The 12,378-nt window shown below is 55.9% G+C and carries 7 protein-coding genes; 5 read left to right on the forward strand and 2 right to left on the reverse strand.

Annotated features, from left to right (window positions below; translation table 11 throughout):
* The first annotated feature begins 428 nt into the window (after positions 1-428).
* Genes WH367_RS20650 through WH367_RS20665 form a run of 4 tightly spaced genes read left to right on the forward strand, consistent with a single transcriptional unit; the run spans position 429 to position 5,909 of the window.
* On the forward strand, positions 429-2,489 hold the full coding sequence (locus tag WH367_RS20650; RefSeq protein WP_445228142.1) for a TonB-dependent receptor: 2,061 nt from the start codon (positions 429-431) through the stop codon (positions 2,487-2,489).
* Entirely contained in the window at positions 2,489-3,229 is a 741-nt protein-coding gene (locus WH367_RS20655) for an ABC transporter ATP-binding protein (RefSeq protein WP_339517791.1), read from the forward strand. Before WH367_RS20650 ends, WH367_RS20655 begins: the two co-directional genes overlap by 1 nt.
* Entirely contained in the window at positions 3,226-4,629 is a 1,404-nt protein-coding gene (locus WH367_RS20660) for a DUF3526 domain-containing protein (RefSeq protein WP_339537508.1), read from the forward strand. The genes WH367_RS20655 and WH367_RS20660 overlap by 4 nt, the downstream gene beginning before the upstream one ends.
* Positions 4,626-5,909 (forward strand): DUF3526 domain-containing protein, encoded by a 1,284-nt coding sequence (locus WH367_RS20665; protein WP_339537509.1) that lies wholly within the window; start codon positions 4,626-4,628, stop codon positions 5,907-5,909. Before WH367_RS20660 ends, WH367_RS20665 begins: the two co-directional genes overlap by 4 nt.
* 178 nt (positions 5,910-6,087) lie before the next feature.
* On the opposite strand, the gene WH367_RS20670 is transcribed toward WH367_RS20665, so the two are convergent.
* Positions 6,088-6,450, reverse strand: a complete 363-nt coding sequence (locus WH367_RS20670) for an excalibur calcium-binding domain-containing protein (protein WP_339537510.1) — start codon at positions 6,448-6,450, stop codon at positions 6,088-6,090.
* Between the two features lie 758 nt (positions 6,451-7,208).
* On the opposite strand from WH367_RS20670, the gene WH367_RS20675 reads away from it, so the two are divergent.
* Positions 7,209-10,154, forward strand: coding sequence for an IPTL-CTERM sorting domain-containing protein (locus WH367_RS20675; RefSeq protein WP_339537511.1), 2,946 nt, complete (start codon positions 7,209-7,211; stop codon positions 10,152-10,154).
* Between the two features lie 173 nt (positions 10,155-10,327).
* On the opposite strand, the gene WH367_RS20680 is transcribed toward WH367_RS20675, so the two are convergent.
* The gene (locus WH367_RS20680) at positions 10,328-11,344 is read right to left on the reverse strand and encodes a DNA topoisomerase IB (protein WP_339537512.1); all 1,017 of its coding nucleotides are present in this window, start codon (positions 11,342-11,344) and stop codon (positions 10,328-10,330) included.
* Positions 11,345-12,378 lie beyond the last annotated feature (1,034 nt).

The following is a 12,378-nucleotide window of genomic DNA, read 5'->3' on the forward strand; positions in this document are numbered from 1 at the left end:
GCTGAAGCCAATCCTCCTCCTGCGCAGATCTGGGCAGGTTTACCCTCTGCGCATAGCGCACTTGCGGCGCATCCGCGTGGCCCACCCGCAGGCTGAATCCGTCAGGCTGCATCCCTGCGCTGCTTCTCTAGCTGCAGTCCGACTCTCCCGCTTCCAGCGAGCGACGTATCGCCATCGCGTCCCAGTCAAATGATCTGACCATTGGCGGTCCAGCCGTTTCGGGGCGGGGCCTTCAAAACCCGACCTTTCACTATGTTCTCACGTGGGCAGGCATTGATGCGCCTGTCAGGTGGTCGTGTGCACTGTCACAAGAACCATTTTCAAGTTTTATGCCTTTCTTCTATCCCCTCAGCCTTGTGAACCCTCAGCTGCGCTGGTCCACTGCACAGCTCAGCGCTGTTGCCGTGGCGGTGTCGCTCCTTCCTAGCGTGCATGCGCAGACTTCTGAACCAAGCGCTTCCGATGCTTCGGTTCCCCAAGGCGCTACAGCAGAGGTCACACTTCCGTCGGTGGAAGTGCGAGAAAGTGCTGGCTCAGCCAGGCGCGCACCAGGGGACCGTGCAGCAGTCTCCCTGAAGGCAACAGCGTTGCCAACCACAGTGCAAGCGCTGACTCCAGACGACATAGCCAGTACGAACGTGGGACGCGACATCTCCAATGTGTTTCGCCGGGTGCCCGGGGTGCTTGCCAACAATATTGACCAGGGCGAGACCGGCAACGGATTTCGAATGCGCGGATTTGCCACACAAGGAACCCATGGCGCCGACACGGCAGTCTATGTCGATGGCGTCCCACAAAACATTCCATCAAGCCAAGGCGGTGCGGGTCACGGGCCAGTTTTTCTGGAGTGGCTGCACCCGGATCTGATTGACGGCATTGATGTCATCAAAGGGCCAATTTCCGCGCTTTACGGTGACCAAAACCGCGCCGGTGCCGTCGGCATTCGAACCAAGAACGGCGGAAGTGCCACCCCTTCAAGCATCAGCGTGAGTGCCGAGCGATACGGTCTGCGTCGTGCGACGCTGCTGCTGTCCAATAGCTTCTCGGACATCGACTCTTTGTTCCTGGCCGATGTGTACCGCAACGACGGCTATCGCTACGACTCGTCGACCGACCGAGACAGCTTCTCGTGGAAGCTTTCCACCAAACATGATGGTGCCCTTTACAGTCTTCGCTTGACCCGTTATGTGGCTGACTTTACGGCCTCGGGCTATCTGCTTCTGCCTCAAATTGAGGCAGGCTTGGACCCGCGCTCGACCCAGGCCAACAACCCAGGCTTTGGCAATGCACGCCGAACCAGCATTGTCTTCAATCGCGTGCCCGTTGATGGTGAGGATGGCTGGTACGCAACCGTCTATGCCGAGGACTTTGAACGCACTCGAGGAATTACGTCCAACGCCACGACCCATACAGTAGGTGTAGACAACCGTGACATCTATGGCGTGCGCGTGTTGAACAACACAACGTTTGACCAGGCAGCATTGGCATTGGGCGTTGAGCTGCGCAAAGACCGCGGCGATGCTTACCGCCAGATGTACGTCAATCGGGCTCCAACGGCGAACTATGTGAACGCACAGTCTTTGGACTTGCTCACCTATGGGGTGTTCGCGCAAGGTCAATGGAAAGCTACGGAGACGCTGAAGCTGAGCGCCGGCGCGCGCTATGACCGATTCGACTACGACATCGATAATCTCAAGCTGCCCGCGGCAAGTACCACGTACGACAAGGGAAGCTTTACACCCAAGCTCGGAGCATCGTGGTCAGTGCTGCCCAAGCTGGAGCTGTTTGCGAACGTCGCCGAAGGTATGCGGTCTCCTGCAGCGGAACAAATCAGCAGCAGTGGCTCAACCGGGCCGCTCGGTGCAGCGGGAGGCGTTGTCAGCCATGTGGCCCCTAGCAAGGTGCGCTCTTACGATCTGGGATTTACGGCGGTCCCCGCTGATGCTTGGACTTTGTCTGGCGCCGCGTATTACATCTTGAACACCGATGAAATCGTCAGCCAGGCGGACGGCTCCTTCAAATCTGTCGGGGACACCACCCGAAAGGGCTACGAGCTGGACGCACGTTGGCGGGTAAGCCCATCAACCAGCGTGTATGCCAGCATCGGCAAGATCCTGATGGCCAAGGTGAACAATCCAGCTGCCAATGCCGGTGCCAAGCTCTCTATCCCAGCCACGCAACTCAAGGCGGGAGCGCAGCACAAACTCCGGTTGGGCTCAGGCCAGCTTACGCTGAACGCCGATGCCTATCTGATCTCGGATATTCCGTATTACGTTGGAACGCCTACTACACAGGAGCGGACCATGCCGATATTTACCAGGTACGACTTGCGCGGTACCTATGACATGGGCCAAACACAGTTTTCGCTGTATGCCTCATTCCAGCCCCATCGCTATGGTACCGAGATTGCCTATGGGAGCGCTGCTGGATTGATGGTCTCGCCTGTTCCTCGCACTACATTTGGCGCTACGGTCCGCTACTTTTTCTGATGTCCAACAACTTCATTCTTGAGGCTCGCGGCCTCACTGTCCAACGCAACAGCAGAACCACGCTCAAGACCTTGAATCTAGGAATCCCGTCGGGCACGGTTTACGCATTGCTGGGAGGCAATGGCGCTGGAAAAACAACCACCTTGAATGCCTTTTTGGGTCTCGTCAAAGCATCCTCCGGTCAAGCTCTGGTGGATGGCATCGACGCTTCGGTGCATCCGCAAGACGCTCGCTCCAGACTGGCATACCTGCCAGAAAATGTTGCACTCTATCCCTACATGTCAGGGGTGGAGAACCTGCGCTATTTCTGCATGGTTTCCAAGTTGCCACTGGACAAGGGCAGAGCACAAGAGCTCCTGGAAATCTCTGGCCTGGCCATCGAAGCCCATGAACGAAAAGTTGCTGGATATTCGAAGGGCATGCGCCAGAAAGTGGGCCTTGCCATCGCCACGGCACGGCAAGCACGTGCAATGCTGCTGGACGAGCCCACCTCGGGACTTGATCCGTCTGCGGCCAATGAATTCGCTCAAAGCGTGTTAGCGGCCAAACACGCCGGCATGGCCATCCTCATGGCAACGCATGACCTGCACAACGTCCTCCAGGTGGCGGACCGTATTGGCATACTGCGCGAAGGGCAGCTTGTATCTGCGTTCGACGCGAAACATGTTGACCATCACACGCTGGAGCGCATCTACCTTGAGCAAGCAGGCACAACTTGTAGGGAGGAGAGCGTCCCATGATGGCTTCTATTGCTACGAAGGAGGCCCGCTCGTTGTTACGGGACGGGCGACTCTGGACATTGGGTCTTGTCCTTGTACTGCTGTTTGCAGCAATGCTGACGACTGCATCCATGCAACGTGATGCTGCCGAACAAGAGCGCGCCCACGTTGAGAAAGTGGCCCGCCAGCAATGGGACCACCAAGGAGACAAGAACCCGCACCGTGCTGCCCACTTCGGCATGTACGCTTTCAAGCCCCGGTCCACGCTGTCCAGCGTGGATCCCGGAGTTGATGCGCATGTTGGCCAGGCAATGTGGTTAGAGCCGCACAAGCGCAACATGGCTTTATTCTCGCCCGCCGCAGATGCGACACCCTCTATCGGCTTGGGGGCATTCACTCCCGCATTTGTGTTGCTGGTATTGGTCCCGCTTCTCATTGCGGTTCTGGGACACAGCACCATCACCCAAGAGCGGGAATCTGGCACCTTGAGGATGCTGCATGCATGTGGTATCAGCGGTTGCTCACTGGTGTTTGGTAAATGGATAGGGGTTACCGTGGCCTTGCTGGTCGTGCTTTTGCCCATCGGGCTTGCCTGCGCTTGGATGGCTGGGGGTGAGCAGCACCTTGGTGCTTTCGCTGCTCTAGGTGTATCTCTTCTTGTGTACTACATCACTTGGGTGGGAGTAACAGTGCTTGTATCTGTGCACTGCCATAGTTCAAGGATGGCGCTGCTTGTTCTGACTGCCTTGTGGGTTGGCTGGGTCTTCATCGTGCCGAGGCTCTCGGCCTCCCTGGTCGAGCGATGGGCCCCCTTGCCAACCGGTGCGGCATTCTGGCAAGACATTGGCGATGACATCCAAAATGGCCTGCCAGGTGACGGTTCAGCTTCTGAACGCATGAAAGCCTTTGATAAAACGCTTCTGGCGGATAACGGCGTGTCAAGGCTTGAGGACTTGCCCTTCGGTGCGAACGCCAAGCGCCGGCTCTACCGAGACAGCTATTCGACCCATGTCCATGAACTGCATTTCGAGCGGCTTTGGTCTGCACAATTCCACCAACAGAAGCTGCTCGGCTGGATGAGCTTCATCAGCCCCTACGGACCAATGGGGACTATCAGCGCGGCGATGGCGGGCACGGATCTGGCGCATCGACATCATTTTGAGATGGCGGCGGAAACCTACCGTCAAAAGTTCACCACCTGGATGGACGAGTGGGACCTTACCTCAACCAAAGGGGTGACATCGTTCGAAGACAAATATGCTGGCAACGCGCAGTGGCAGGCGATTCCCGCATGGAGCTATGAGGCGCCTGGGACTGGATTTGCACTAGAAGCGAGCGCTCTGGCTTGGGCGCAACTGATGGCATGGGCCACAGCGGTTGCTGCTGCTCTTTGGCTCAGTACGCGGAGGCTCAATCCATGAAAGCCGTGTTTGGAGTGCACTACTGGCGTGCAGAAGCCAGCAAATTTGTGCAGCAGCCCTTAACGTGGGTGAGCCTGGGTGCGCTGATGCTCGTACTGATGTTTGCCTCGATTTCTGCGGGGTTGGATGCAAGAGCATGGCGAGCCGCTGCTGCGCAAGATGAACCGCTTCGCGCGCAAAGGTTGGATGCCGTGATGGAGGCGGCGCGTAAAGCCGGTACCTCCGGACCTGCGTTGGCGACCGCCACCTACCAAGCCGGACGCAGTGAATTGGGCTCAACCCGAATGCCTGTTCAAGAAGGGCTGGTCCTGGGTGTTCAGCGCCTTTATTCGCTGCCCTCAGCGTTGAAGGTCTCTCTTGACAATAGCCAAGTCGACGCACGGGAGCTGGGGTCTATCAAGAATCCTCTGTTGAGTTTGTCGGGTTTGCCTGGTATTCCTGCGATGACTGCCTTGCTGCTGCCCCTTGCTACACTGATTCTTTGCGCGGGAATGATGCAGGAAGAGCGCGAACAGGGTCGGCTTAGCCTTCTTCGCGTGCAAGCCAGCCATGGTGTAGGTGGGCTCATGCGCGCAGCGATTGGGTGGCGATTTATGGCGCTCTTCGGGGTGGCCTCTGTGTCCACCTTGCCTGCATTCGCTCTGGATCCGGGCTCAAGCGCCAGTGCAGCTCTAAGTTGGCTAGGTCTCCTGGCAGTTTTCACCTTGATATGGGTAGTGATTGGAGGCTTGCTGTCTTGGGCGCCAATCTCCGGCGCAGCGAGCATGCTCACTGCTTTGGGCATTTGGCTTGCGCTCACCTTCGTCGTTCCTGCGGCCATGGTGCAGGCTGCCCAAATACATTCTCCAATGCCTTCAAGGCTGTCCTCGATTGTGAAAATCAGAGATGCGCAGCAGGAGAGCGAGACGCATGAGCAAGAGCTCGCCCAAAATTGGTATGCAAGTCATCCAGACATTCCGAGCCATCTACCTGCAGTTTGGCCTGCAAGCTTTGTCGTTAGGGCATTACAACAAGAGCAGGAATTGCGTGCTGAGCTGAAGCGATTCGAAGATGCGCGTGAAGCTCAGTCAGACTTCGTGGAGCATTGGTCTTGGCTCTCTCCAGGTTTGAGTTTGGTACTGGCCAGCGAGCGACGCGCTGGAGTGGATGTGCAAAGCCACCTTGCCTACATGCGCCAAGTGGATGTCTTCAGGGAACGGTGGAGAGAATTCCTGGTTCCCCGGGTTATGGATCGAAAAGGCCTGACGCCCGATGGTTGGTCGGACTTACCAAGCTTCTAGCGAACCGGTGAGAACGTCTTTCCTGAGCCAAAGCGTCTTTGCAGCTGGATGCTTGGCAAATTGCGCAACGACACTGTCTGAACGGGTTGGGAGGCCGACGGCCCCTTGCCGACTTGGAGCGGAAAGTTCGAGTGCGAGAAAGAGTACGAGGACGAGGACTGTAGTGAAAGCTCTTGGTTTATGGTCTTTTGTTGACGTTGCAGAGCTGCCGCTCGCAGGGGACGCCGTCGTTGTCGCCGTCCATCTTGGTGTCCGGGCAGTTCTTCAGAAAAAACTTGGCCTCTTTGCACGAGGTCATCTGCGAGCAGTGGGTGCGGCCATCGCATTTGAACAGTGGGTTCGGCGCACTGGGCGCAGCTGCCTCCGGTGCCTCGGGTGGCTCGGGCTCGGAGAGAACAGGCTCGGAATCCCGCAGCGATGCGGCCTGCTGCTGCTCATAGCGGCTGTACACCGTCCACGCGGCTAATGCGATCAGCAGATAGATGACGGGCCTGAACACGGTCTCCCCCTCTTTGGATGTGAGTGAGTGTAACGACTCCATGGCTGGCTGAGTCAGGCCAGGGAAGGGGGAAAGCACTTATATGCGTGCCCCCGCCACATCCAAACTACCGCCTCGCTGACGGCATACCGCGTGGGTCGTACTGCTTGGGGGGGGGGCCTCCCGGCCTCAAAGACGCCAACATCCGGTGCCTTGCCCACGTAGCCATCATTGGTGGTGGGCAAAACCTTGCCAGCATTGATCGGCACTGATCCCGCTGCGGGTTAGGGGGCAACATTCTGCTGGGTGGCGACAAACGCATATAGCTTTTTGAGGCCGATATTGCTCCCGAAGCCTCGCATCTGTCGGCCGCCTCCGCCTTGGGCGACTACAAAAATTCTGCTGGCACCGAGCACTAGCTTCGCCTTAGCGCCTCTTGGCGGCGTTCTTCCAACGAAAGTCGATAGCGAATTGAAGAACCGTGCAATCTTTATCGCAAAAAGTTTCAAATGTATTGAAATGTGTGTAAGCTTGCGCGCGGTGTGTTGGTTCCCGTCGTTCCGCGCTACATGAGCTCAGGCTGCTGACGAGTCTGATCTCGGCTCCACTACATCGAGGCAGGTTGGTAATTTGGTAAAGCGCCGGTTTGGGGACCGGTTGCTTTATGGCGCTGTAACCCATTGACATTCCTCTGGATAGGGCGTTCTGCACATGTAGGTTTGTCATGCAGACGACATGATCAACCGTGTTCGTTTTGGTGCTGCATCGTATTTTTTTTGATCCAGGTAATTGGTGTTAATTAAGATTTTACTGAGAGCTTTATGAAATCAATTTTTCGAATCTGGCTACTTCTATTTATTTCTTGGAACGCGCATGCGGCCCTCACCCCAATCTTGTTGAGCGGAGACGTGCAAGTTGATGTGTGTGAAGGGGCGGCGTGCACAGGAAGCAATGTTGGCGTATCCAATACCTCTCGTTCACTTACCGCAGATCCTGCTGGTAATGTATATATGGTATTTTTTAAGGCAAATGTATTAAGCGTAGCAAAATCCACCAACCAGGGTGCTAGTTTTCTGGAGCGCGTTAATCTGCCCGCATTTGGGGGTAGTGCGACTACGGTAGCTGCCGCATCAATTAGGTCATCAAGCAGTGGAATAGTTTACGTATTTGCCATACTGAATAATGGCGAGGCATATGTTTCGAGAAGCTTGAATCAAGGTGTCACTTGGTCTGACCCGAACAAGGTGGGCGCGGTTTCGAGCACCAGTTCCGCTATTGGGATGGCTACATTTGGTAAATACGTCTATCTTATGGGTGCTGGAGGTGGTGGTTTTCAGCTTTTCAGAAGTGATGATGAGGGATTGACGTTTGCTACTACGAATGTCGCTATGAGCGTGGCATTCGGAAATGTTATGGTTGACAGGGTTAATGGCGATGTTTACATCGCCGCTGACACTCCCGCTTTCCAGGTTCGTAAAAGTACCGATTTTGGCAAAACCTTTGGGCCGGTAATCAACCCTCCAGGGCAAGCATATTTTTCTAGTTGGGCCTTGGCGCATGAGCAAGATAATACTTACTTGTATGCGGTCGGAAGTCTTATCGGATCTTCTGGTGATCCGGGTTATAAAGTAAATATAAATTCAAATACTAGTGTTCGGCTTAATCTGGACGCAACGACTGTTGCGAATTCGGCTAGCGTATTTTCTGATGATTTTGGAAATGCGCTCTATCTTTATAAGACCAATGGTGGTGGCATAGCATTTCAAAATTCAAACGATTTTTTTACTACTTTCAATGCTTCGCAGACTATAGTGGCGCAGGCTAATAATCAAACCGCGGTAATCAATCCCCAGACTGGTAATATTCACATTGCCTATATAACCAACTCTGGTATCAAGATGAATACCTATGGTTCGGGTGCCGTGGGTTATGATGTCAGTGTAGAGCCACGGTTTTTGGATTTTGGTAATAAACGTTTGGCTTCGGTGAGCAGTCTGCCGGTTACCATTAAGAATAATGGAAAAGCACTGGCGATTTTGAGCGACTTTGTGGCTGGTCCTGGCTATTCAGTAAACTCGCACTGTCAAGCGAGTTTGGCAGCAGATTCAAGCTGCGTGGTTGATGTGACCTTCACGCCCACCTCCCAAGGTGTGACGTCTAGCGAGCTGACCTTTACCGCCAATGGTGTAACGTTGCAGATCCCGCTGCTGGGTAAAGTAGCCGCTGCAGACGTATCTATTACCAAGACGGATGGCATCACGTCGGTGGCGGCAGGCGGTTCCCTGACCTACACTATTACGGTGTCGAACGCAGGGCCTGACACCGCTTCTGGCACCACCGTGAGCGATACATTGCCTGCCTCTTTGACCAATGCGGTATGGACCTGCGTGGGAAATGCCGGTGGAATATGTACGCCTTCCGGCGTAGGTAGCATCAATGACTCCATTAACTTGGCCGTCGGCGGATCTGTGACATATACATTGAATGCGACAGTGGACCTGGCCGCGTCTGGTACGATTTCCAATACTGCAGTTGTTGCGAATTCTGCAGAAATCGTTGATCCCCGTCCTGAAAATAATTCGGCAACCGATACGGATGCGGTTATTGCTGCATCTTTCAACGTTGTTGGTGCTGCCGATCCTGTGGATGCGGGAGCGGTGACTTGCTCTGGGCCTGTGGGCTTTGGCGGCACGATCAATTGCTCGGCACAAGCCGTGCCAGGATATACCTTCGAGGCATTTGCTGGTGATTGTGAGGGCAATGTTTGCACCATTAACAATGTCCAGAGTAACAAGATGGTGATTGCTCGATTTTCGCCGACTCTTTATAGCGTCACTGGAGTCGTGAATCCATTGGAAGCCGGAACGGTAACTTGTACGACATCGATTAATCACGGAGGCAGCAGTACCTGTACAGCAATCGCTAATCCTGGTTATACATTTGCGTCGTTCAGTGGCGATTGCTCCGGTTCGGTCTGCACTATCGATAATATTCAGAGTGACAAAACTGCAGTTGCAACATTTACACGTAATTTCTTTGTGGTGACTGGGTCTGCTACTCCTGCCAATGGAGGTCAAGTGGCATGCACGGGTCCAATTGCTTATGGTGATACCAGCGTGTGTACTGCAACGCCTGCACCTGGCTTCGAGCTGGTTGGGTTTCAAGGTGATTGCACTGGGAAAATCTGCACGGTAGAGAACATCCAAGGCGATAAGTCCGTGACCGCTAAATTTGCAATGCGAAGCATCATCAGCAAATCTTCTACTGATGCTGTCGTAAGTGCCAGTTTGATCACGGCAAGTTCTGCTTGTGAATTCGATCCGGAAAACACGGGCCCATTTACGCCGGCGGTGGCTTATGAAGGAAATTCGGTTTTTGCACAAGGCGGCTTCAAATTTAAACTGCTGAACTGTGAAGTCGGTGAAAAGGTTAAGGTTGCTGTTACATTCCCATCGCTCGAGGGAATGGGGGCTAAGAAGTTTGGTCCAACCCCAACCTCTTCGGGTAAGAGCATTTGGTATGATCCAATGGGCCTGACGATATCGGGAAACACGATTACTTATGAACTGACGGATGGTGGTCTTGGCGATGATAATATTGTTGCCGACGGAGTCATTAATGATCCTATCGTCCCCGTGCCCTTGCCGGCACCCGCTGCAGTGGCACAGCCTGTGCCTTCGCTTTCTCAATGGGCGCTGTGGATTCTTTCGCTATTGATTGCGGTGGTTGCCGTTGTGCGTCATCGCAAGCAAAGTAGCTTGGCTTAATCCGTCTATCGGATTGAGATATTTCGCCAGCCTGTTGCCTACCAAGAGATTGGCACAACAGGTAGAGTCTCCACAGACGTCGGGGGAGGTATGGAAACATACCTCCCCTTTTTTCGTTGCACGATCAGAACCCTGGCTTGGGTTAGGCAAGCTCTGCAGAATGAATTTTGTTCTTACTCTTTGGGTTTGCCGCTTGCCAAAAACGCCATCAGCCTGCGCTCGGCCTCGCGCAATCCCGCGCTGCCGCGCAGCTTGCCCGCATAGGCATCGCAGCGCGCGCCGCCCTCGGGGCCTTCGCAGACCTCCATCACCAGCGGGTGGATATAGTACTTGCGGCAGACCGCCACGGTATTGCCCAGGTGCTGGGCGACCTGGCGGACGATATCGGGTGCCGTCAGCGGGGCATCGCTGCTGCGCGACTGCAGCGCCAGCGACAAGGCCAGTACGCTGGCATGCCAGGTGCGAAAGTCCTTGGCGCTGAAGTCCTCACCGGCGATCTCGTGCAGATAGGCATTCACATGCTCAGAGCGCAGTTGCTTGCGCTCGCCCGCGTCATCCATATACTGGAACAGCCGCTGGCCCGGCAGGTCCTGGCAGCGCCGCACGATGCGCGCGACGCGCGGGTCCTCCAGCTCCACCTGCTGCTCCACGCCACTCTTGCCTTTGAACGCCAGACGGATGCGCGATGCGCGCATCGTCACATGGCGGTTGCGCAGGGTCGTCAGCCCAAAGGAGCCGTTATCGCGCGCATAGCTGTCATTGCCAATGCGCAGCGCGGTGGTGTCCAGGAGGCGGACCACCGCTGCCGCCACCGAGGTCTGCGTGGTATCGCCCGCTTTCAGGTCGCGCTGGATGCGCCTTCGAATCAGACCCAGCTTGGCCGCAAAGGCCGCCATGCGCTCGAACTTGGTCTGCTTGCGCTGCTCCTGCCACAGCGGGTGGTAGCGGTACTGCTTGCGCCCCCGGGCATCGCGGCCCGTCGCCTGCAGGTGGCCCTGCGGATCGGGGCAGATCCACACATCGGTGTAGGCGGGAGGAATGACCAAGAGGCGAATACGTTCGAGCTGGCGCGGGTTGCGAATGGTCTGCCCACGCTGGTTTTGGTAAACAAACCCGTCGCCGCGCTGGATGCGCTGCCAGCCGGGCGAGGCATCGGTGACATAAGCCAAAGGCTTTGGGGGTTTGACCATGTGGTGCTGCTCTTGTGGTTTTGAGAAATGCGCTGATCTCGTCGCAAAAGCGTAGTGGCGACCCCGGCAGCCCGCTGTCAGCGAGGGGCTTGCGCGGGCATCCTGTTTTGGCGCATCAGCGCCTCAGACGGGGCTGCTGCGCAGATGCCATGTAAATGCCGCATGGCTGTGGTCTTGGCAAATCCGGGGCAGCCGGGACCGTGCTTGGCGGAAAAGTTCAACCGGCTGGCACGGGCGCCCTGTAAGCGGAAATCGCTTCGTTATGTAGTTTTTGTAACGCCGGATAGATTTCATCAAATAAATAGGTAGAGTTAATTTTTCAAAGAAAATTGAAGAAAACCAAATGTCAGAACGTTCTAGCAACCTGCAGGATTTGGCTGAAAGATTGGCAGCCTTGAGGGAAGAAGGGGCGGAGTTGCTGGCCCGCAGGCCGGCGCCGGGCACCAGCGACCATGCGCGCTTGTCCTGGATCGATGCCGAGATAGAGGCGTTGAGCCGGCAGCTTCAGCAGGGGACGGGTCAACCTTGAGCCTTGGACTTGCGCGAGGCATGTTGTGCAGGCTGCACCAAGGTACCCGCTCGCATGGGGCCCTCGGCAAGCGCCATCGGGCGGAGGCCAACCGCTATTTGTCCTTGCATGCGCAGAAGCGGAGGGCAGGATGCCAGGCACCTGTTCTGTATTCTTCCGCTTGGGCCAAACCACGCCGTCGGTGACGCCGAGTAGGTCTGGCAAGCTTGGCGGCTGGACGCTGATAAGCAAGCGGACTGCACTGGCTTTAACCCGAGCGCTGAACCAGCGCCCCAGTGCCGGGCATGGGCCTCGAGATACCTCCACATCTCCCCTGGGCAGGCCCTGAAAGCCGGCCACCCGCAGCCGAATCACTAATTTACGGGATGGCAAAACCGGCTTGCCCCTTTAGTCTGCGCTCAAGACAAGACTGGGGGTAACTATGGTTAGATTTGGCAACGCTGGTAACGCCAACCGGCGGGCGCAAGGCGGCACAGTTGGGCTGGCAACGCTGCTGGAACGCACT

Origin of the sequence: Comamonas sp. MYb21 (assembly GCF_037479395.1) — a bacterium.
Classification (GTDB): Bacteria; Pseudomonadota; Gammaproteobacteria; order Burkholderiales; family Burkholderiaceae_C; genus Comamonas.

Bases quoted from the DNA above. Each gene is read 5' to 3' on its own strand.
- WH367_RS20655 (WP_339517791.1), top strand. From the start codon at position 2,489: ATGTCCAACAACTTCATTCTTGAGGCTCGCGGCCTCACTGTCCAACGC.
- WH367_RS20660 (WP_339537508.1), top strand. From the start codon at position 3,226: ATGATGGCTTCTATTGCTACGAAGGAGGCCCGCTCGTTGTTACGGGAC.
- WH367_RS20665 (WP_339537509.1), top strand. From the start codon at position 4,626: ATGAAAGCCGTGTTTGGAGTGCACTACTGGCGTGCAGAAGCCAGCAAA.
- WH367_RS20670 (WP_339537510.1), bottom strand. From the start codon at position 6,450: ATGGAGTCGTTACACTCACTCACATCCAAAGAGGGGGAGACCGTGTTC.
- WH367_RS20675 (WP_339537511.1), top strand. From the start codon at position 7,209: ATGAAATCAATTTTTCGAATCTGGCTACTTCTATTTATTTCTTGGAAC.
- WH367_RS20680 (WP_339537512.1), bottom strand. From the start codon at position 11,344: ATGGTCAAACCCCCAAAGCCTTTGGCTTATGTCACCGATGCCTCGCCC.